The organism is Lentibacillus sp. (assembly GCF_035301925.1).
Taxonomy (GTDB): domain Bacteria; phylum Bacillota; class Bacilli; order Bacillales; family Amphibacillaceae; genus Lentibacillus.
Window position 1 is genome coordinate 1 of sequence record NZ_DATGTI010000149.1, and the last position, 21,588, is coordinate 21,588.

A 21,588-nucleotide genomic window follows, 5' to 3' on the forward strand; every position below is an offset into this window, starting at 1 on the left:
TCACCCAGTTGAGTGTTTATGTGATCCGTCGGTTGAAGGGCAGCAAGGGAATTTTTTGGCGGAAAACTAATATGGTGCTTTTCTCGGATTTGTCATTTCGGATGAAGGACAACGCCCGGACGTTTTTCATGGTGGCGATTATTTCGACCGTTGCGTTTAGTGCGATTGGGTCATTGTATGGGTTTCAGTCTTATTTGACCAAAGAAGTTAAAGAAATGAATCCATATACGTTTACGTACTCACCTTTTGAAGCGGATGAATCCCAGATGCAGAAACAAAGCGAGACGGTTGATGAAACATTGAATAAATATGATATTCAGACTGAAAAGGCTTCAGTTGAATTGAATTATTTTGAAGTGGACAACAGTGAACGGCCCCAGGTTCTGATTGCGAAAGAATCGGACTATAATCGTTTTGCCGGGCTTCTTGGTGAGGAGAAAGTGGATGTAGGTGATCAGGGAGCAATTGTCGTCGCAGATAGTTCGAAAGTTATGATCGGTGCATCCAAAAAGGAACGGTTGATGGACGTTCCAATTGAAATGGAGGATGGTGGGAGCATTCATCCTGATCGATTGATATCGACGGTTGTGCTGCCGGAAATGTACGCCTATTATATTGTTGATGATGACACATTCGAATCGCTCCCGAAACCTGTAGAGTCAAAAACTTATATAACTTGGCAGGCGACACAAGGCTCCCAGGAGTCAATCATCGAAGCCGGGCGAATATTGCAGAATAAGTTCCAGCCAGGTGTATTCCAGGCAATTGATTATACCATTTATACCATCAATAAAGGCTATGGTCCTGTGTTGTTTATCGGACTGTTTATTGGTGTTGTGTTTTTTGTATCCGCCGGAAGTTTCCTGTATTTCCGGTTGTATTCGGATCTTGATCAGGACAAAATTAAATTCAAGGCGATTGCTAAAATGGGCTTAACTGATAAAGAGCTGAAGAAAGTGATCAACCGTCAGACAGCACTCCTGTTTTTTGCACCGATTGTTGTCGCGTTGATTCACGGCGCTGTTGCTTTGACCGCCCTGTCGCATTTATTTGATTATAACCTTGCAGGCGAGTCGACAATGGTACTTGGTTCGTTTGCTCTGATCCAGATTATCTATTTTCTGGTTGTACGCTATTTTTATACGAAGCAGATAAGAAGCGCTGTTTTTCCTTAAAAATGGGACATGAGGTCTGAATGGGACATGAAGTCTGACCCAGTGAGAAACCTTCTCTCCGACGTTTTTACAAATGTTGTACCGCATTTGGTCAGAGAGAAGCTTTCTCTCTGACGTTTTTACAAATGTTGTACCGTATTTGGTCAGAGAGAAGCCCACTCTCTGACGTTTTTGCAAATGTTGCACCGTATTTGGTCAGAGAGAAGCTTTCTCTCTGACATTTTTGCTGTTTTGTACTACGTTTTGGCAGAGAGAAACCCGGACCTGACCCTTGTCCTTTTTTTTGTTACAATAAAGTCAGTTAGTTTATCTTTACATAGGGAGGCAACAGATATGGACTACCGGATTGAAAAAGACACACTCGGCGAAATGAAAGTGCCGGCCGATAAATATTGGGGTGCTCAAACACAGCGAAGCAAGCAAAATTTCCCGATTGGCGGAGAAAAGATGCCAATTGAAGTCGTCCGGGCATTTGCGATTCTTAAAAAAAGTGCTGCTAAGGCTAACAGTGATCTCGGTTTATTGGACAAGCAAAAAGCGGATGCAATTGGCTATGCTGCCGATCAGATTGTGAATGGGAATCTCGACGACCATTTTCCGCTGGTTGTTTGGCAAACCGGAAGCGGTACACAGTCCAATATGAATGTCAATGAGGTTATTGCTTATGTCGGAACGGAATGGCTGAAAGAGCAGGGAAGCGATGTGACCCTTCATCCGAATGATGATGTCAATAAATCCCAAAGCTCTAACGATACATACCCGACAGCCATGCATATAGCATTTGTTTTAAAACTGGAGGATCATGTTCTGCCTGCTTTAAAAACACTGAAAAATACAATGCAAGAAAAAGTGGAAACATTTCAGGATGTGGTTAAAATTGGACGCACACATCTCCAGGATGCGACACCATTGACATTGGGACAGGAAATTAGTGGCTGGCAGCGCATGCTGGAAAAATCGGAAACCATGATTTCGGAAAGCCTCAGCTCTGTTAGAGAGCTGGCTATTGGCGGCACAGCTGTTGGGACGGGTCTGAATGCGCATCCCGATTTTTCGGAAGTTGTTACGACAGCCATCAGTGAAGAAACCGGGAAAATATTTAAATCCGCGCCGAATAAATTTCATGCATTGACAAGCCATGATGATACCGTTCATGTCCATGGTGCCTTGAAAGGATTGGCTGCTGATTTGATGAAAATTGCCAATGATGTGCGCTGGCTGGCAAGCGGACCGCGTTCAGGCATCGGTGAGATCACCATTCCGGCAAACGAACCAGGCAGCTCAATCATGCCTGGGAAGGTGAATCCGACACAGCCAGAAGCTGTTACAATGGTAGCAACCCAAGTAATGGGAAATGATGCGGCAATTGGATTTGCAGCAAGTCAGGGCAATTTTGAACTGAATGTGTTCAAACCGGTGATTGCATATAATTTCCTGCAGTCGTGCCAGCTGCTCGCAGACAGTATGCTTTCATTTGACGAGCGCTGTGTGCAGGGAATCGAACCAAACTATGAACAGATCGACAAATATTTGCGTGATTCGTTAATGCTGGTAACGGCGCTCAACCCGCATATCGGTTATGAAAATGCGGCTAAAATCGCCAAAAAAGCGTTTGCGGACGATACAACCCTTAAAGAAGCGGCTGTTGAACTCAATTTGCTCACTGAAGAAGAATTTGAAAAATACGTCAATCCAAAAGACATGACATATCCGAAATAATGTTAAAAAAGCTCACTATCTTGATAGTGGGCTTTTTTAATATGTTACAGCTGCCAAAAGGTTGTTGTGATGGTCCAGCTACTTCGCTTTCCCCTTGCATAAATCAGTTTTGTCATAACAATACTTAAGTTTTTAAGCAACAATTACCAGCGATATTTCATGATAAGTTTTAGTGATCTGTTAACAATAATGCTTACAGGAGGTGATAAACATGGCAAACAACAACAGCAGAAACTCAAACCAATTGGTTGTTCCTGGCGCAGAACAAGCTCTGAACCAAATGAAAACTGAAATTGCATCAGAGTTTGGCGTTAACTTGGGTGCTGACACAACTTCCCGTGCAAACGGTTCTGTCGGTGGTGAAATCACTAAGCGTCTTGTTCAATCAGCTCAATCTCAATTCAGCGGACAACAACAATAACGAATGGCTACACGAGGGGGTAACACCCTTCATAAAGTGCAGAGGGAAGTCTGTTAAAGGCTTCCCTCTATTGTTATAGTCGTATATTGGTATTTTTTTCAACCAACGGAAAAGTATACATAAAATCTGTTAATGTATCCGCTGTTCTGTTTCTGCATCAAAGAAAAGTGCTTTGTTCATATCAAAGGCAAGGTCAACTTGCTCGCCGCCGGTAATATCGGAACGGGAGTCAACCCGGGCAATAAAGTCCTGTTCATTCAATTTCGAGTAAAGATATGACTCAGCACCCATCAGCTCAGCAACATCGATGGTTGCAGTGATTCTTGTATCGGGTGAAGCCTCAATGAAAGCCGGCTCATCATGAATATCTTCCGGACGTATTCCCAAAACAATTTTTTTGTCGATGTATCCTTGTTCGCGCAGTATTTTCATTTTGCCTTCAGGAATTTTTATGTTGGCTTCTTCATTTTCAAAATGGCCATCTTTCAGTGTGCCAGTTATAAAATTCATTGAAGGCGAACCAATAAACCCGCCGACAAAAACATTCTCCGGCTGGTCATAAACTTCTTTTGGTGCACCGACCTGTTGGATGACACCATCTTTCATAACGACCAAACGCGTTGCCATTGTCATCGCTTCTGTCTGGTCATGCGTGACATAAATTGTCGTTGTTTGCAGGCGCTGATGCAGCTTCTGGATTTCGGCACGCATTTGGACACGCAGTTTGGCATCAAGATTGGACAGCGGCTCGTCCATCAGAAACACTTTCGCATCGCGGACGATTGCCCGACCTAAGGCAACACGCTGCCGCTGCCCGCCGGACAATGCTTTTGGTTTACGGTCCAAATAACTTTCCAGCCCTAATATTTTAGCGGCATTTTGCACACGCTGTTCAATCTCGTCTTTTTTAAATTTGCGCAGCTTTAACCCAAATGCCATGTTGTCGTACACGTTCATATGCGGGTAAAGGGCATAATTCTGGAAGACCATTGCAATGTCGCGATCTTTTGGAGCGACATCATTCATTCGTTTATCATCAATGTACAATTCCCCGTCGGTAATTTCCTCGAGACCCGCAATCATTCTCAATGTTGTCGATTTGCCGCAGCCGGACGGTCCGACGAATACAATAAATTCCTTATCCTTGATGTCTAAATTGAAGTCATCGACAGCACGAACGTTTTTGTCATAGGTTTTTTGGATATTTTCCATCCGTAATTCAGCCATTTTTTCTCCTCCTCAGTATGTAAGCGGTTAAAATTATTTTAACTAATTTGCGAAGGTTCAGTAAATAGTAAAAATGACTAAAGAAAAGACGCTCGGTTGTGCAGATTGTCATTTTCCGCAATGCATCGCCAGCCGTAACTGGGGGGGAAAGCGTCCCACTGAATGACGTTTCACTTTAGTGCCAGTAAAGCGATGTAAACAGCGACTGCCTGTTGGAACTCGCGTATATCGATACCTGTTTTGTCTCTAAATTTGTCAAGGCGATATTGCAGGCTGTTTCGATGTAAGTATAATTCTTTAGCTGTGACGGATACATTCAAATTACAGGCAATAAACGTTTCAATCGTCTTAAGAAGATCCGTATCAGCTGCGGCATCGGCCAGTACAGTAGCGGCAAGGTCCGTCCAAATACTGTCTTTGGACTGATCGATAAGTATGTATGGAATCGCTTCGGTATATGTCACAACAGCCTTTTCAGATCGCTTTCGAGAAGCGTGAGCTCCTGTCAGCAGCATCTGATAACCTTTTTTTGCCTCTTTCAGTGAATGCATAAAGGGTCCGACGAAAAAATGAATGCTTACGGAAAGATCACTCATGAAAACGTCAATAATCGTCTCATATGAAATGGGTTCATCCTGATTTTCTTCAATGATGACGCCTTCGTGATCATTTTCCCATAATATCGGAACCCGCTTTGCGAAAAACGTATTCATGGCTTCTTTAAACGAGGAAGGATCCAATTGCTCTCGCTGAAAGGAAAAATAAATGAAACGATAGGTCATTGACGTGGAATGTGGCGTGTTGTCACCATGGTGGATATATGAATGCCACATTTCTTCTTCGGGTGTCATCTTCGGAACCGAAACCGGATGGGGTGTCAGGAAACTGCTCAATAATTGGCTCTCTTTATGTGTCAGCTCCTGTTTAGCGATACCAATTAACTGATTGTCATGAGTCAGAAACCATTCGAATTTTTCTTTTTCATCGTCTGCTGCATTTTGATATAAAATTAATGACGAAAAAATTTTGCGCAGATGTTCGATCATCAAAACACCACTTCTCCCAGTTCTTTTTTTCATTATAGCAATGTATAGGGTCTGTAAAAATGAATTTTGCAGTTATCGGCCTTTTATGAAATGGTATACAGTGCTTCTAACGTTTGTTATAGTTAGTTTAGACAAAACTGAAGGAGGATCTATCGTGCCTAATATTTATGATAGTGCATATGATTTAGAAAAAGCAATTCGCAGCAGCGAAGAATTCACAAGATTAAAAAATGCATATGATGCTGTGATGGCTGATGAATCTGCCAAGCAAATGTTTGATAATTTCCGGAATACGCAAATGGCATTACAGGAAAAACAAATGCAGGGACAGGACATTTCCGAAGAGGAAGTTGAACAGGCACGCAAAGTTGTCGAATTGGTGCAACAGCATGAGGATATCTCCAAATTAATGGAGGAAGAGCAGCGATTGAATGTTGTCATCAATGATGTCAGCCGTATCATCACTAAACCACTTGAAGAGTTATACGGCAACCCTGAAGAAGAGACAAATGAATAAATGAACAAAAACATTCCCGCAACGAAATTGGCTGCGGGATTTATTTTTGATGACTTTTTTCAGAAAAGCAGGATTTTAACATGGCATTCACGAATAAACATAGTAATACATTTTGTCAAAAGAGGTCGATAAGGTGAGTACTGTATTATATGAAAGTAAAAATGGCGTGTCGTATGTTTATATGAATCGTCCTGAACGATATAATGCCATGAATAAGGAAATGCTGACGGAATTACTGGATGTTCTGTCTGAGGTTGAACAGAATGAAGACCGGATTGTTGTGCTGAGCGGAAAAGGGAAGGCGTTTTCCGCAGGCGGTGATATCGGGATGATGGCTGATCTTGCCGATAAATCGTTTTACGAAGAAGTCATGCAGACAATTGGAGATATTGCGCTGAAATTGTATATGATGCCCAAAATGGTCATTTCAGCCGTTCATGGATCTGCTGCCGGCTTGGGGCTGAGTCTTGCACTGACAGCAGATTACGTTGTGGCACAACAAGAAGCAAAACTTGGTATGCTGTTTATCGGCATCGGTCTGGTTCCTGATGGCGGCGGACATTTCTGGCTGCGTGAACGCGTAGGGACCCAGCGTGCGAAACAATTTATATGGGGAAGAGAGCAAGTTCAGGGCTCTGAAGCGCAAGCAATGGGGCTTGTCGATGTATTGGCAGAAAAGGATGTTTTGGAGCAAGCTTTCCTGATGGCTGACCAAATATTGGCGGCACCTACGTCAGCCATGTTGAAAACAAAAATGATTTATCATCAGAACAACCTCGAAACACTCAAGTCTTATTTGGAAGCGGAACGGGCCGCACAATGGGATATGCGTCAGACAAAAGACCATCAGGAAGGTGTGCAGGCATTTCTGGAAAAGCGTGAGCCTGTGTTTACAGGGAAGTGAATTGCCTGACCAGCACCATCGTCCTGTTATGACCGTAAAAAGGTGGCATAAATTTTTATGGGTTATGCCACCTTTTACTGTGTGGAATTCGATTGTATTTGTGAAGGACTCGTTTAACGATGAAACAGGACCAATTTAGCTTCCGGTGAAACACAGCGATGGGTATATTCACTGTACCCTTCCTCGTCAAGACGTTTTTGGCCAATTTTTTTCGCTTCATCGTTATTGGATGCCTCAAACGTCTCATTAAGCAACCTTTCTCCAGATTTATCAAAAACTGTTAAAAAATAAGTTTTCATGTGCGTTCCTCCTCAAGAAAATTCTATCTTTTTAATTTAAACGTATCATAAATGAGACAGCTGGAGAAGGCTTTGATAAAAATATTTTTTCATATTATCGAACCTGCATTCGTTTTAAGGATTTGCTACAATAGTGGCAGGGAGGAGGATGACCGTCAGAAATATCTTTCATTCACGCGGCGGATTTGCATATGGATCGTCCATTTAAAAACCCTTCACACTCCCGGAGCCAATTTTTCAGAATGTGAAGGATCCGCATTTGAGGCGCTTGACAAACTCGTTAAAAAATTGATTGGTAAATACCTCGGCGATCTGATCAAAAGAACATCACGGTATTTTCGCCGTGCTGACGGGGAAGAATACACGTGCATCTATCCGCCTGAAGCAATCTGCCATTCAGGGTACAAGCACGTGGTGGTGTCCTTTATCATGTGGATGAATTATCATAGGGGACGATTGACCAGTTATATGTATCGAGACTTGGCATCAGTGAAGTAATGAGTGAAAAACACCGACTGCCGTTTTATCGTTGATGATGCATTCGTCCACTTTGACGCCAGACGCACAAAGCGGATGATCCAAATATTGCGTGACGTTGCTGTCAATCAACAGATTATTCTGTTCACTTTCCAAACAGAAGATAAGAGAAGCCACAGCAAATGTCACTTTAATTGATTCAGCAAATTCTGTTCGCATTCCATAAAAATTAATGGTAAACTATTTTCAGATAACTTGTTGATATTATCCTCTTATAAAAGCATATGGAGGGATTCCGTTGCATAAGGACAAAAACACATCAACAGAACACGAAAAATACGAAGAATCGATTGAAAAATTTATCCAGGTAATTGCTAAGAATATGAGTCTGTATGGTATTACGTCATCCGTAGGCCGTTTATATGGTGTCCTTTATTTTTCAGATGACCCGATGACGCTTGATGATATGCGTGATGCCCTGGAAATGAGCAAAACCAGTATGTCGACAGGTGTTCGTGCGCTATCGGATATGAAAATGGTGGAATCGACTTTTAAGAGGGGTATCCGAAAAGATTTATATCAGTCGGAAGAAGATTGGTATAAATCGTTCACGTCATTGTTTGCGAATCGCTGGAAACATCATACCGAAACGAATATTGAAGAGGCCGAGGAAACGATACGTGATTTGCGGAAAATAGCACAAAAAACCACAGATCAGCAGCTGAAAGATAAGATTGACCGGGATATTGACAGACTCAAATATGCTCAGGATTATTATCGCTGGCTGATGGAATTCATTCACGTTGTTGAATCCGGCAAGATATTTGAATATATACCACGGAACACGTCACAGACAGATAAAGAAAACGAATGAATGAAACAAGTTCCCGTCAATTTTTTACGTGACAGAAGGGGGAGGAATGATTTGAAAAAGGGGATTGGACATTACAGCATCGGTGATCCATTTGACAGCTTTATTTTAATTAAATCCGCAACACGGGGAGTCGCCAGTAACGGCAAACCGTTTTTAACATTAATATTGCGTGATGCAACCGGTGAAATCGAAGCCAAACTCTGGGATATCACGAAAGAAGATGAGGAAGTGTTTGTGCCTGAGCAGATTGTTAAGTTGTCAGGCGAAGTCAACCAGTTCAGAGGGAAACCGCAGTTAAAAATTTTTACCATCCGTCCATCCCAGCCAACAGACGGCTTACAAGTTTCCGACTTTATTGAGAAAGCCCCCGTTGATAAAAATGTATTGACGGAAAAATTGACAGAAGCCATTTTCGAAATGAAAAATCCGTCTCTGCAGCGGATTGTCCGGGCATTGATCAAAAAGTATCAGGAAGCTTTACTGACTTATCCGGCAGCAACGCAAAATCATCATGAGTACGTTTCGGGGTTGGCGCATCATATCGTCAGTATGCTGGCATTGGCACGGGAACTGCATCAATTATACCCCGAAACGAATAAGGATTTATTGTATGCAGGCGTCATATTGCATGATCTCGGAAAGGTGAAAGAACTTTCAGGGGTTGTTACAACCTCATATACACTTGAAGGGAAATTGCTCGGGCATATTCCTATGATGGTTGAAGAAATCGGAAATATCGCCAAAGAGCTGCAAATTGACGGTGAGGAAGTATTGATTTTACAGCATTTAATCCTTTCCCATCACGGCAAAGCAGAATGGGGGAGTCCCAAGGCACCACTAATCAGGGAAGCGGAATTACTGCATTTGATTGATCTGATTGATGCCCGGATGAACACATTGAACCGAGCATTGGATAAGGTCAAACCGGGAGAATTTACGGAACGCCTATTTGCACTCGATAACCGGGCATTTTACAAACCACTTTTTGAAGAAGGATAAAGTGAAACTTCATTCAGCGGGACGCTTTTCCCAGCTGAAGAAGAGGAACAAAGGCTAAAAGCGCAACGTCGTGTTCCAACGCCTTTGTGATCTGCATCGTGCAGGCCCGAACCGAGTCGGGCATTTATGGACAGTCAGCCGCCGTTGTTTGGCGGGTGACTGTCCATTACATGCAGGATAACTGATTGTGTTGAAAGGTCATTTTTCCCTCTTTTTAGTCATATATATGAACTAGATTCATGGACAAGGGGGATATAGCAATGATTCTTGGCGTGCCTTGGTGGGTATTCATGATGATACTTTTCATTTTTGTGAGCGGTTATATGGCTTTTAGGGCAATGCGCGCAGAACGTAAACTTGAACAGCAATATATTGAACAGGAAGGTAAAATTTATCTTGACCGGATTGAGAAGGAACGCAGGGAAAAACAGGAACGAAAACGGCTGCCGCAATAGGTTGTATATTCAACCCTGCCGATGAAAAGATAAATAAAAACTGCGGATTCATATTTTGTATGAATCCGCAGTTTTTATTTAACCTTGGCCTTCGCCTGAGTCTGAGTCTTGACTGTTGCCGGAATCTGAGTCTTCATCTGAACTTTCACTGTCGCTGGAATCTGATCCGCCGTTTTGACCGGACTCTTGTTCTGAATTATTTTGTTCGAACATATCTTCAAGACCTTCTGCTTTGACGTCGACATCAGAATTTTGGATCATGTCATTAATTTTCTGCTGGAGCGTTTGAACATCGACACGTTGGTTAATGATGTTGCGGCGGATTGTTTCTTTGTTTTCCTCAAATGAACCGACATCTTCTTCGGTTTCACGCTTGTCCGTCACTTTAATGATGTGGAAACCATGTTGTGATTCAACCGGGTCACTCACTTCGCCGATTTCCATGCTGTATGCTGCGTCTTCAAAAGGCGGGACCATATCGCCGGTAGAGAAGTAGTCCAGTTCACCGCCGTTCTCAGCAGAAGCACTGTCAGTGGAGTATTCTTTTGCTAGTTCAGCAAAGTCTCCGCCATCATCCAGCTTGTTTTTAACCTCTTTTGCAGTTTCTTCATCTTCCACTAAAATGTGGCTTGCCTCAATTTCGGTCTGCATGCGGTCATAGCGCTGCTTCAAGTCTTCCTCTGTTATGTCCATATCCTCGGCTGCTGCTTCCAGCTGAAGAAGGCTGAGGCGGATTGTATCACGGTATGCTTGTTCGTCAGGGATCCCTTGCTGCTGCAGGAACATTTCAAATTGATCCCCAAATTGATCTTTTGTTTTTTGAACTTCCTTATCAACCTGTTCGTCGGAAACGTCATATTTATCGTTCAGTACTTTTTGTGTCACGAGTTGATGCATAACTTGCTGACCGGATTGTTTTTTCATCTCCTGGTAAAATTCTTCTTTTGTCACATCACCGGCGCTTGTTTCAGCAACGACTTCTGAGTCACCACCGGAATTACACGCGGATAATGTAAAAATGCTGGCTGTTAAGGCTGCAGCAATTGTTATTTTTTTCATTTGTGCACACTCCTAGTTTAATTGTTGATTTTTCATTAGCTATTTTATAAATATATCATATATTTATCCAAAAAAAATGGGTCATCATGCTTATACCGTTGCATTTAATACTTTCACATAAGAGGATACAAGCAGAACAAGGATCATGATATTAATGACACGAAACATAGAAGATTGCTTTCTTTCTTTCATTTCCATCTTTGTGCAAAATTGATGTGTAAGTGAGTTAAAGATGAACAGTACAAAAATGGCATAAATTGGAAAAATTAACGTCATTTAAAAAACCCCCTTAAAAACATGCGCCAATTCCCATATTTACTACTTTATCAAAAGATGCTCAGCATGAACAGTGTAAATTTATATTTCCCAAAACAAAGAAACCGGCTATCCAGCCGATTTCTTTCCATTTTGTATGAGAATCGTCATTTCATTGTTTCGGTTTTCGATAATCGATCGCTTCGGTGCTTTTGCAATATAATAGATATACAAAAAGTCGGTAAACGTCATCGCTGCATGAGCTGACGTCAATATCAGGAAATATACATAGTATTCACTGTATAGATAGGCTGCTGCCACGCTGGGTATTGTAATAAACAGAGTTGGTGCGCTTGCGGCAAGTAATGAAACTTTTTTTGTCAATTGTTTTTTTGTATAATAATTAATAATCGGAAAGAAAATTGTATGTCGTTGATATATCAATCTTGCTCGTTTATTCATAATAATCAATGGTAAAATATGCATAAATGTGTGCATAATCGGCAGACAGCATACCATGATTATGAATGGGACGAGCCCTGATTCATCCATGTCAGTCGCTCCATGTTTGATGGAAAACGGGACATATAAAACAATGAATGTTAACAGGCCGGTCAAAAATGACTGCAGGAACAACCTCATTATCCCATATTCTTTATTGAAATTGATGATTTTCCAGCAATTCATTACTGATCCCTCCTGCAGAGCGGTGTATGGTTCGTGCAAATTGCCCTTAAGCATCATAGTACGTTCTGATTTAAAAATCAATAGGTTTTACGTTTTAAGTGAGAAGACACAACTTTAATTTTGTGAAGGCCATAGACCAGGAATAAGTGGGAGATGAATCGGTTTTTGTTCGTTGAAAAAGAAACGCATGTGCTATTCAGTCGAATCAAGGGATTGAGAAATTTGAATATATTCTTCCGGGGGGGGCTGTTGTTGCGGCATACAGAGCAAAATGAAACAATCAATTTTTACCTTCAACTGTTATCGAAAACAATCGATATGGATCGCTATCCGTTTACTAAAATGGTAATCGAAAACAATATTACCAAGGCTGAATACATAAACCTTTTCCACCTGCTGGAAAGTCTGCATGATCAGTATATGTCGCAAAAAAAGGAAGGTTTTTTGGATTTTTCCTCTCTTCTCGTGAAGTTTGCCGGTATGCTGAACGAAAAATTGGTTCCGACTGCAACGGTTTATGCATTAAAAAAAGAAGGATATTATCCTTCTTAAATGGAGGAGTTCATCAAGATTCTGGAAAAGTGAAACCGGGATAAAAAAGGTCACCAGTTGAACCAACTCATACAGAAATTGTCGGGTTATGCGTTCTGGTTATGCTGCAGCCGGTGAAAAGAGGATGCAATTTGTTCATGGAATTCAATGATTTCATCCAGACTATCCATTATTTCCAGGGGCTGCTCTGCATCAAGACACTCAAGTTCCTTTTGTATTTTCTCAAGTGCATCTTTTTGATGATGGGATGCATCAATCCATTTGTTTACATAATTGTTCATAAATGTTTTGAATAATGGATATTTAGCTTCATATAAATCTTTCCGCACACCTTTTCGCCATACGAGCGTGACAAAATTGGCATCGGACAGACTCCGTATACTTGTGCTTATGGATGTTTTGCTTTTTCCCAACGCTTCACTCATCTCATCCAGCGTTTTCGGCTGTTCCTGCAAATATAAAAAAACGAATAATCGTGCTTCTAATGGACTTAAATCGAACATTTCAATGGTTTTGGCAAATACTGAGATAATGTCGTATGCAGCATTTTCTAATGTTGAGTTGTACATAAAAACCTCCTAAATGAGCTCGTAAATAAAGGTTACACCAAAATAAAACAGAATTAAAATCTGGAAGTGATAAGTAAATCGGAGCAAAAAAAAGAAAAAAGAAGAATAAAGTAGCACAACTTTATACAGTTTAAACTGTACAAAAAATATATACAAAATTACTGGTATTTAATATTTGAAATTTAATAGTAGTAGTAATACAGTATTAAGAGTGGACGCAACGAGGTCGATTAAATTTATTCCAAACTATGTGGAATCATTTTATTAATTTAATCTGATGAAAAAGTCGCAGGACTATTATCCTCGTCAAATGAGATTATCGGAAAAGGGGGAAAAATGGACGTGGTAGTGAGCCCGCGGTTATGGGCCAGCTCTATCAATCTTTCGTTTCGGTAAAATATGAAAAATAATTGCCGTATAAAAAAGCGTAATGGAATTAAAGTTTTGATGTTAAGTGAGGTGAAAAAATGAGTAAAATTAAGGTAGATCGATTAACGAAAATTTTCGGTAAACGACCGAAACAAGCTGTCAAATACTTGGAAGAAAACAAAACGAAGGATGAAATTCTGGAGTTAACCGGGATGACAGTGGGTGTTAATCAGGCTACATTCGATGTACAGGATGGCGAAGTTTTTGTGATCATGGGTTTGTCCGGCAGTGGTAAATCCACACTTGTTCGCATGCTGAATCGTTTAATCGAGCCAACCTCGGGTGATGTTTGGCTTGGTGATGATAACATAACAAAAATGAATAAAGAACAGCTGCGGGACGTTCGCAGGAAAAAAATGAGTATGGTTTTCCAGAACTTTGCATTGCTGCCGCATAAGTCAATACTTCAGAATGCTGAGTACGGTCTGGAGATTCAAGGAATTGATAAAGCAGAACGGGAAAAGAAAGCCCGTGAAGCGCTTGAATTGGTTGGCTTGGGCGGCTATTTGGAAAAACGTCCGAGCGAACTTTCCGGCGGTATGCAGCAGCGTGTCGGATTGGCACGGGCACTTGCCAACGATCCGGAGATCCTGCTGATGGACGAGGCGTTCAGTGCCTTGGACCCACTGATCCGTAAAGATATGCAGGATGAACTTATGGATTTGCAGCAACGGGTAAATAAAACAATCATTTTTATCACACACGACCTTAATGAAGCGCTCCGACTCGGTGACAGAATCGCATTGATGAAGGATGGGTCTATTGTACAGATAGGAACGGCTGAAGAGATTTTGATGGATCCTGCTAACGATTACGTTGAACGTTTCGTTGAGGATGTCGACCTTGCCAAAGTGCTGACAGCCGGTCATGTCATGAAACGTGCAGAAACAGTAACTTCTGACAGGGGCCCGAATGTTGCTCTCAGGTTAATGAAAGAAGATGGTGTTTCTACGATTTATGTCGTTGATAAAAAACAGAAATTGCTGGGCTATGTTACAGCTGATCAGGCAGCAGCCGCAGCCAAGGAAAACAAAGGTCTGGAGGATATCCTTAGAACAGATATTCCGAGAGTGCATCCGGATACGCTGCTGAATGATCTGTTTGAACCAATGACTGAAGATAAGGCACCACTTTCTGTTGTCGATGATTCGGGCAAGCTGGTTGGAATTGTCGTCAGAGGAGCTATTATCGGTGCGCTTGCCGGTAACGATGAAGTGATGAATGGAAATGGGGGTGAAGAAGCAAATGGATAGAGCAGGAACACTTTTCCCCAAACTTCCATTAGCACAATGGGTAGAATCGTTCGTTGATTTTCTGACAAATTCGTTATCGGTTGTTTTTGATACCATTACAGCAGTTCTTGAGTTTATTACCGAGAATTTTGTGCTGTTATTGGAATTTGTTCCGCCATTGTTATTGATTGTTTTAATTGCACTCTTAGCATGGTGGGTAGTTAACTGGAAACTCGGTCTTTTTGCCCTTATTGGTCTCGGGCTCATCAACAACCTTGGCTATTGGCCGGAAACCATTGAAACAATTGCGTTGGTACTTGTTTCTGTTGTGATTTCGATGGTTGTTGGCATTCCAATTGGTATCTGGATGTCACAAAAAGGTGCGGTGCAGGCGATTATAACACCGATTCTTGACTTTATGCAGACGATGCCCGCCTTTGTTTATCTGATTCCGGCGGTTGTCTTCTTCAGCCTGGGTATGGTGCCAGGTGTCGTAGCTACGATCATCTTCTCCATGCCGCCTACAGTAAGGCTGACAAACCTTGGTATCCGGCAGGTGGACCAGGAACTGATTGAAGCATCCAATGCATTCGGTTCATCAACTGGCCAAAGACTGGGTAAAGTACAGATACCACTTGCTATGCCGACAATCATGGCAGGTATTAACCAGACAATCATGCTGTCATTATCGATGGTTGTTATTGCCTCAATGGTTGGGGCACCTGGTCTTGGAACAGTCGTTTACAGGGCTGTAACACAAGTTGCAATCGGTCCGGGTTTTGAAGGTGGCTTATCCCTTGTAATCCTTGCAATGCTGCTTGACCGTATTACGCAGGGGGCAAATAAAAATTAAACATGTTACGGATTTCTGCATCATTTATGGTGCGGAAATCCGAACATATATAAATTATTATTTTAAGGAGGTCAATTTCTTATGTTTAAGAAATTCAGATTATTAGGCTTAGCTGCAGCGCTTGTGCTTGTTATTGCATTGGCAGCGTGTGGCGGCGGAGGCAGCGAAGAAGGAAGTGACAGCGGCTCCGATGGCGACAGCGGCAGCAGTGACGGTGGCGACAGCGGCAGCAGTGTAGAACTTGGTGAATCAGAACTGACTATCCCTTACGTTGCTTGGGCAGGCGCTATTGCTCGTACACCTTTGGTTAAGCAAGTTCTTGAAGAAGTAGGGTATACTGTGGAAACGTCACAGGTTGAAGCAGGTGCGATGTGGTCAAGTGTTGCCAATGATGATGCATCATTTATGACAGCTTCATGGCTGCCGGCAACACACCAATCTTATTGGGAGCAGTACCAGGACGATGTGGAAGCTATTGGTGAATTCGTAGCACAGGCACCACTTGGCATGACTGTTCCATCATATATGGATGTTAACGCTATTGAAGACTTGAAAGGTAATGAAGAACTGGGTGAAGCAGTAGACTGGACAATTACCGGTATTGACCCTGGTGCCGGCGTTATGCAGAGTACTGAAGAAGCAATTGAAACATACGGTTTGGAAAATTGGGAACTGTCATCAAGCTCTGAAGGTGCCATGCTGTCAGCACTGCAGACAGCCATTGAAAATGAAGAACCCATTATTGTTCCAGGCTGGAAACCACATTGGAAGTTTGCTGAAATGGATCTGAAAATGCTTGAAGATCCTGAAGAAGTATACGGTGGTGACGGTGACCGTATTGAAGCTGTAGCACACACAAGCTTTAAAGAAGACTCACCTGCAGCATATGAAGTCGTGCAGCGTATTACAGAAGATTATGATACGGAACTGGAGAACGAGCTGCTTGTAGCAATCAATGATGGTGCAGAACCAGCTGATGCAGCTAGCCAATTCCTTGAAGATAATCCTGATCTTCTGGAAAAATGGACAGAAGGCCTTGGTGAGTAAAACATCAGATATATGAAAATAAAGCTGCCTCCTACAGATGAGGCAGCTTTATTAATGCAAACAAAAATATGGTTTCGATTGGTACAACAAAAAACTTCCCCTGATTTCCGAGCTGATATGGCAGATTTCAGGGAAGTTACATTTGATCAAAGTTTAATTCGCCTTAGCAGGCAATAAGCTACCAATTTCATATCATCGAAAAACTTGAAAATTGTATTGGAGGAGCATTTGCCTATAAATAAATGTCCGGTTCTGTTCAACTAACATTCAGTGGAGAAATGCGTTCCACTGAATGAAGTTTCACTTTATACCTTTACTTTATCTTCCAAGTCTCGCAGGTTTGATTCAATCTCTTCCAGATATGTATGAATACTTTCCTGATGCGGTTCTACAGTTCGTTTCCAATCTTCCACAGAGCTTTTCATTTCCCGGGTCAATTTCTTGATGAGGACAGCGCCTTCTTTGGAGGTTTCGGTAAACTGTTCTTTTATCTTGAGGCCGTCATCTTTAAATTTTTCAATCAGTTCTTTCCATTCAATATTTTGTGCACGGCTTCGGAGATTTCTGCCTGATTCAGGTGTAGCTAATAATGTAGCAGCAGCACTGACTGTTCCTCCCACCAAAATGCCCAGAAGTAACGATTTTCCCTTACTCATAGCAATTAACACTCCTTTCAAAGACTCTGTTTTTCCTGTTTTACAGGCAGTTAAGCCACGTTATCAAAATTCCGATATAAATTAACTTGATGTGGGGTGAACTGCCAGTAAAGGTTTGATTCGGGTAAAGCATCCACTGAATAAATTTTCACTTTACATGTTTTGACTGTGTGTTACATTCCCAAATGCTAATTCATACGCCATTTTAAAAAATCCCCTGACAAATCATTGCGCCAGAGGATTGATATATCATGTTTTTAGGCGGTCATCATCGGTTGTGTCTGTTTTAAGATGTTTTGGACGATTGGATAAACAATAATCATAAATAATGTATTCAACACTGCAGCGGGCAGGACGATTGTGCCGAACAATACCGGAAATGCCCCTTCCATCAAGCCAACAATATAGAGGGCCACAGTTATGAAAATTGAACCGCTTATCATGGTACCGACAGCTGTCAATACAGGTACATTTATTTTAGCGTTTACGCGGTTTTTAACCAGTATTAGCAGCCCGAAAAACAATAATCCTGTAATCGGTTTGTCGATCACGTTGGCAATCTGGCCACCCGGTGTTTGCGTTGTTAAGGCGGAAATTACACCTGCCGCCACGGATAATACCAAAACATATTTCGTCCTTGGAAATAGCATAATCCCCAAAAACATCATGGAAAGCAACATGTCTGGCTTCATTCCGTAAATAAAAGGTGGAATGACAAAATGCAATACAGCACCAATCCCCAATAACAACGATAAAAATACCAAAACTCTTGTATTCATTTTTACCTCTCCTCTTCTCAGCTAAGCTATTTTTGGCTCTCCAACTGTGCACTCGTTGCCAGCTGCGAAAGCATAGTGCCATTATAACAGAAATGGATCAAAATAAACAGTACTAATTTTCTAATTATTGCAGCTTGTGTTTTACAATGCTTCGTTTATGTCTTTGGCAATTTGCTGCAGGTCGTCCTGTGAATAGTCATCTTCATGAACCTGCCAGTTCAATGAGAAACCGTCATCATTGCCGTAACGCGGGAGAAGATGAATATGTAAATGAAAAACTGACTGATCCGCGGGCTTCTCATTGTTATTCAATAAGTTCATGCCAATCGGCTGATAAGCTTTTTTGATGGCATTTGCAATTTTAGGGATACGTTCAAACAACTTGCTTGCAACCTCTGGTGGTGTTTCATATATGTTTTTCGTGTGGGTTTTCGGGATGACCAAAGTGTGCCCCTTTGTTACCTGGCTGATATCCAGGAAGGCATAAACGTCTTCATCCTCATATACTTTCGCTGACGGGAGTTCACCATCAATGATTCTGCAAAAAATACAATCCTCATGAGCCATGCCAAATCACTCCTTAACGTGTTTTCATTTATTGTATAAAGAAATAGGGTAGAAAGTAAAGCTTTGTGAACACGTCATTCAAATAAAAAATGGGACATGTGGTCAGATTATTCTGATCTCATATCCCGTTTTATTCTGAAGTCAATAAAAAACAAACAGGTCAGGCTCATTTTTAGTGAGCCTGCCTGCTTTAAGAAGCAAGTGAACGGCAAAGCATCTAACGTCTGGGGACTTGTAATAACCGTCAATCGCATTTGCTTTTAACGTTACAAAAACCGATTTGTCAGATCCCAATTGATTGGTCAATCTGGCAAAATGGCTTAAAGCATTAGATGGTACCATTAAGATTTGTGCATCAGTATCCAAAGACACCGTGCGGTCAATCTTAAACGGGTCAATCATTTAATTATCGATCACAAACACCTCATTTGTGTGCAGCGTGAAATTATATGATTTTGCTCATTCACTTAGCTTCATTCGTTAGTGTGAACCGGGAATGTCTTTTTATACATATTTTTTGTCGAAGAATTTGCTTTGGCACTTCACATCAAACGTGGTAAAATTTTAGTTAAGTGACAATTGGGAGGCAGGCTTTGTGGAACCTTTATTACATATAGCCGATTTGCATGGCGGATATACACACAAAAATGTGCTGCACGGAATATCGTTTGATGTCTATCCAGGTGAAATCGTCGGTTTGATCGGACTGAATGGTGCCGGCAAAAGTACGACCATCAAACATATTATTGGGCTGATGCATGCTAAAAAAGGAAAAGTGGCAGTTAACGGAAAAACATTTCAGGAAAATCCGGATACGTATCGGAACCAGATGGCATATATACCGGAAGTGCCTATTTTATACGATGAGTTAACGTTATATGAGCATTTGCGTCTGACAGCAATGGCTTATAATATTTCGGAGGCTGATTTTGAGAAAAGACTCCCGCGATTACTGAAAGCGTTTCGTATGGAAAAGCGGCTGAAATGGTTCCCGACCCATTTTTCAAAAGGCATGCGGCAAAAAGTGATGATTATGTGTGCCTTTTTAATCGAGCCGCCGTTATATATTGTGGACGAGCCGTTTGTTGGTCTTGATCCACTTGGCATCAAATCCTATCTGCAGCTGATGGATGGTATGAAGGCAGATGGATCGGGTGTCCTCATGTCAACCCATATTTTGGCAACAGCCGAACGGAATTGTGACCGGTTTATTATCCTGCATGAAGGCCAAATTAGGGCAATTGGTACATTGGATCAGCTGCGGAAGGACTTTCATATGCCGGATGCAACGCTTGATGATTTATATGTGGAACTGACAAAGGAAGATAGCCATGTTTGATTCGCATGCTTTTTTTAAGCGTCGTTTTTCAGCCCATATGAAAGAAACAAGCCGTTATCTGCGCTATATCTTTAACGGGCATATTGCGGTGGCCATGCTGTTTTTTATCTCGGCAGCCGCTTATTACTATCAGGGGTGGCTCGCGAATCTTCCTGACAATTTTCCGACAGCTTGGATTATTGGCGTGGCATTCGGACTTCTAGTCAGTTACAGTCCTGTCCGTACATTGTTGAAAGAACCTGACTTGGTATTCTTGATTGCGGCCGAGAATAAGATGGGTCCCTATTTCCGTGATGCCTTGATCTACAGCTTTGTTATCCAGCTTTATCTTATCCTGCTTGCCGGTGCTGCGTTTGGACCGTTATATTTTGCGTCTTATCCGGATCGTGCCGGGAACATTTATTTGTTGACATTGCTGGTTGTTCTGATTTTTAAAGTCGGAAACCTGGTTGATAACTGGTGGATGCTGAAAATCAGGGAACCAGGAATAAGGCAGGTTGATCAGGCTGTCCGTATGTTACTGAATGTGGCTGTCTTTTATTTTATCGTTCAGGGTGAAATGGTATGGGCAGGGATTACAACTGTGCTGTTTACGCTCGTCTTTTTATATGATTTAAGTGTATCACGAAAATATCCCGGTATCGTTTGGGATTTACTGGTGGAAAAAGACCGCAGCCGGATGCAGACATTTTATCGGATAGCCAATATGTTTACGGATGTCCCCCACTTAAAAAATCAGGTGAAAAACAGGCATTGGCTGGTGTCGCTTGTCAGCCGGGTGCCATTTGCCAACAGACATACATTTGATTATTTATACCGGATTTCGTTCGTCCGCAGCGGGGATTATTTAGGCATGTATGTCCGGCTGATTGTCATCGGTGGACTGTTCGTTTATTTTGTTCCAAACATTTGGATGAAATTGCTGTTTGCCCTGCTGTTTTTATATATGAGCGCTTTTCAGATGATGACATTATACCATCACCATCGGACGATTATGTGGCTTGATCTCTACCCGGTCGATATTGGGGTGCGGCAACGATCGCTGCTCAAGCTGCTGTTTCAGCTGACATTATTTCAGACCATCATTTATACCCTGCTGTTTATCGTCATGCAGGAGTGGGCAGGTATGCTCATTGTACTCGCCGGTGGTATAGTCTTTGATTATTTATTTATTCTGGGCTATGTGAAGAAAAAGGTGACCACATAGAAAAAAGGCTGATCTGTTGTGGCATCAGCCTTTTTTTATTCCGTGGGGGAAAAGCATCCCACTGAATGAGTTTTATTTTATCCCGCATGTAACGGGCAGTAACCCGCCAAAAAACGTCGCCCAACTGTCCTTAAATATCCGATTCTGTTCGGGCCTGCATGATGCAGGTCACAAAGGCGTTGCAACACGACGTTGCGTACTTAGCCTTTGTTCCTCTTCAGCGGGAAAGAACACCCTGTTGAAT

General features: G+C 41.9%; 23 protein-coding genes and 1 pseudogene. 14 read left to right on the forward strand and 10 right to left on the reverse strand.

Going from position 1 to position 21,588, the window contains the following annotated elements; genetic code table 11:
* The 3 genes and pseudogenes from VK080_RS12065 to VK080_RS12075 form a co-directional block, all read left to right on the forward strand.
* Positions 1-1,175: pseudogene (locus VK080_RS12065) on the forward strand (FtsX-like permease family protein); the annotation flags it as partial.
* Between the two features lie 333 nt (positions 1,176-1,508).
* Positions 1,509-2,894, forward strand: a complete 1,386-nt coding sequence (gene fumC / locus VK080_RS12070; protein ID WP_324225015.1) for a class II fumarate hydratase — start codon at positions 1,509-1,511, stop codon at positions 2,892-2,894.
* Positions 2,895-3,105: 211 nt separating this feature from the next.
* Entirely contained in the window at positions 3,106-3,315 is a 210-nt protein-coding gene (locus VK080_RS12075; protein ID WP_324225016.1) for an alpha/beta-type small acid-soluble spore protein, read from the forward strand.
* A 129-nt stretch (positions 3,316-3,444) separates the two neighbouring features.
* On the opposite strand, the gene VK080_RS12080 is transcribed toward VK080_RS12075, so the two are convergent.
* Together VK080_RS12080 and VK080_RS12085 are read right to left on the reverse strand one after the other, a co-directional pair.
* Positions 3,445-4,542: a sn-glycerol-3-phosphate ABC transporter ATP-binding protein UgpC gene (locus tag VK080_RS12080; RefSeq protein WP_324225017.1), complete on the reverse strand. Its 1,098-nt coding sequence runs from the start codon at positions 4,540-4,542 to the stop codon at positions 3,445-3,447.
* 170 nt (positions 4,543-4,712) lie between these two features.
* Positions 4,713-5,588, reverse strand: coding sequence for a PucR family transcriptional regulator (locus tag VK080_RS12085; RefSeq protein ID WP_324225046.1), 876 nt, complete (start codon positions 5,586-5,588; stop codon positions 4,713-4,715).
* A gap of 154 nt (positions 5,589-5,742) precedes the next feature.
* Between VK080_RS12085 and VK080_RS12090 the strand changes: the two genes are divergently transcribed.
* Positions 5,743-6,105: a YlbF family regulator gene (locus VK080_RS12090; protein WP_324225018.1), complete on the forward strand. Its 363-nt coding sequence runs from the start codon at positions 5,743-5,745 to the stop codon at positions 6,103-6,105.
* 133 nt (positions 6,106-6,238) lie between these two features.
* A complete protein-coding gene (locus VK080_RS12095) occupies positions 6,239-7,009 on the forward strand; it encodes an enoyl-CoA hydratase (RefSeq protein ID WP_324225019.1) in 771 nt (256 codons plus the stop codon).
* A gap of 113 nt (positions 7,010-7,122) precedes the next feature.
* Here VK080_RS12095 and VK080_RS12100 read toward each other — a convergent pair whose 3' ends face one another.
* Positions 7,123-7,308, reverse strand: a complete 186-nt coding sequence (locus VK080_RS12100) for a YhzD family protein (protein WP_324225020.1) — start codon at positions 7,306-7,308, stop codon at positions 7,123-7,125.
* A gap of 775 nt (positions 7,309-8,083) precedes the next feature.
* Here VK080_RS12100 and VK080_RS12105 point away from each other — a divergent pair.
* From VK080_RS12105 to VK080_RS12115, 3 genes are all read left to right on the forward strand, one after another.
* Positions 8,084-8,659, forward strand: coding sequence for a GbsR/MarR family transcriptional regulator (locus VK080_RS12105; protein WP_324225021.1), 576 nt, complete (start codon positions 8,084-8,086; stop codon positions 8,657-8,659).
* Positions 8,660-8,710: 51 nt separating this feature from the next.
* On the forward strand, positions 8,711-9,658 hold the full coding sequence (yhaM, locus tag VK080_RS12110; protein WP_324225022.1) for a 3'-5' exoribonuclease YhaM: 948 nt from the start codon (positions 8,711-8,713) through the stop codon (positions 9,656-9,658).
* 260 nt (positions 9,659-9,918) lie between these two features.
* Entirely contained in the window at positions 9,919-10,113 is a 195-nt protein-coding gene (locus tag VK080_RS12115) for a sporulation YhaL family protein (protein ID WP_324225023.1), read from the forward strand.
* A gap of 78 nt (positions 10,114-10,191) precedes the next feature.
* On the opposite strand, the gene VK080_RS12120 is transcribed toward VK080_RS12115, so the two are convergent.
* The 3 genes from VK080_RS12120 to VK080_RS12130 form a co-directional block, all read right to left on the reverse strand.
* A complete protein-coding gene (locus tag VK080_RS12120; RefSeq protein WP_324225024.1) occupies positions 10,192-11,172 on the reverse strand; it encodes a peptidylprolyl isomerase in 981 nt (326 codons plus the stop codon).
* 90 nt (positions 11,173-11,262) lie between these two features.
* A complete protein-coding gene (locus tag VK080_RS12125) occupies positions 11,263-11,448 on the reverse strand; it encodes a hypothetical protein (protein ID WP_324225025.1) in 186 nt (61 codons plus the stop codon).
* Positions 11,449-11,556: 108 nt separating this feature from the next.
* Positions 11,557-12,114, reverse strand: a complete 558-nt coding sequence (locus VK080_RS12130; RefSeq protein WP_324225026.1) for a DUF3267 domain-containing protein — start codon at positions 12,112-12,114, stop codon at positions 11,557-11,559.
* A 252-nt stretch (positions 12,115-12,366) separates the two neighbouring features.
* Here VK080_RS12130 and VK080_RS12135 point away from each other — a divergent pair, with 252 nt between their 5' ends.
* On the forward strand, positions 12,367-12,666 hold the full coding sequence (locus VK080_RS12135) for a DUF1878 family protein (RefSeq protein WP_324225027.1): 300 nt from the start codon (positions 12,367-12,369) through the stop codon (positions 12,664-12,666).
* Between the two features lie 86 nt (positions 12,667-12,752).
* On the opposite strand, the gene VK080_RS12140 is transcribed toward VK080_RS12135, so the two are convergent.
* On the reverse strand, positions 12,753-13,235 hold the full coding sequence (locus VK080_RS12140; RefSeq protein ID WP_324225028.1) for a GbsR/MarR family transcriptional regulator: 483 nt from the start codon (positions 13,233-13,235) through the stop codon (positions 12,753-12,755).
* Between the two features lie 467 nt (positions 13,236-13,702).
* Between VK080_RS12140 and VK080_RS12145 the strand changes: the two genes are divergently transcribed.
* The 3 genes from VK080_RS12145 to VK080_RS12155 all read left to right on the forward strand — a co-directional run bounded on the left by VK080_RS12145 (position 13,703) and on the right by VK080_RS12155 (position 16,796).
* Positions 13,703-14,917, forward strand: coding sequence for a glycine betaine/L-proline ABC transporter ATP-binding protein (locus tag VK080_RS12145; RefSeq protein WP_324225029.1), 1,215 nt, complete (start codon positions 13,703-13,705; stop codon positions 14,915-14,917).
* A complete protein-coding gene (locus tag VK080_RS12150; protein WP_324225030.1) occupies positions 14,910-15,749 on the forward strand; it encodes a proline/glycine betaine ABC transporter permease in 840 nt (279 codons plus the stop codon). Before VK080_RS12145 ends, VK080_RS12150 begins: the two co-directional genes overlap by 8 nt.
* 81 nt (positions 15,750-15,830) lie before the next feature.
* Positions 15,831-16,796 (forward strand): glycine betaine ABC transporter substrate-binding protein, encoded by a 966-nt coding sequence (locus VK080_RS12155; RefSeq protein ID WP_324225031.1) that lies wholly within the window; start codon positions 15,831-15,833, stop codon positions 16,794-16,796.
* A 305-nt stretch (positions 16,797-17,101) separates the two neighbouring features.
* Here the strand turns inward: VK080_RS12155 and VK080_RS12160 are convergent, their stop codons facing one another.
* From VK080_RS12160 to VK080_RS12170, 3 genes are all read right to left on the reverse strand, one after another.
* Complete coding sequence (locus VK080_RS12160; protein WP_324225032.1) at positions 17,102-17,452, reverse strand: YtxH domain-containing protein; 351 nt, start codon at positions 17,450-17,452, stop codon at positions 17,102-17,104.
* Positions 17,453-17,709: 257 nt separating this feature from the next.
* Positions 17,710-18,231, reverse strand: a complete 522-nt coding sequence (locus tag VK080_RS12165) for a tryptophan transporter (RefSeq protein WP_324225033.1) — start codon at positions 18,229-18,231, stop codon at positions 17,710-17,712.
* 141 nt (positions 18,232-18,372) lie between these two features.
* Complete coding sequence (locus tag VK080_RS12170; RefSeq protein WP_324225034.1) at positions 18,373-18,798, reverse strand: HIT family protein; 426 nt, start codon at positions 18,796-18,798, stop codon at positions 18,373-18,375.
* A 595-nt stretch (positions 18,799-19,393) separates the two neighbouring features.
* On the opposite strand from VK080_RS12170, the gene VK080_RS12175 reads away from it, so the two are divergent.
* Positions 19,394-20,137, forward strand: coding sequence for an ABC transporter ATP-binding protein (locus tag VK080_RS12175; RefSeq protein WP_324225035.1), 744 nt, complete (start codon positions 19,394-19,396; stop codon positions 20,135-20,137).
* Complete coding sequence (locus VK080_RS12180; protein WP_324225036.1) at positions 20,130-21,344, forward strand: ABC transporter permease; 1,215 nt, start codon at positions 20,130-20,132, stop codon at positions 21,342-21,344. Before VK080_RS12175 ends, VK080_RS12180 begins: the two co-directional genes overlap by 8 nt.
* Positions 21,345-21,588: the final 244 nt, after the last annotated feature.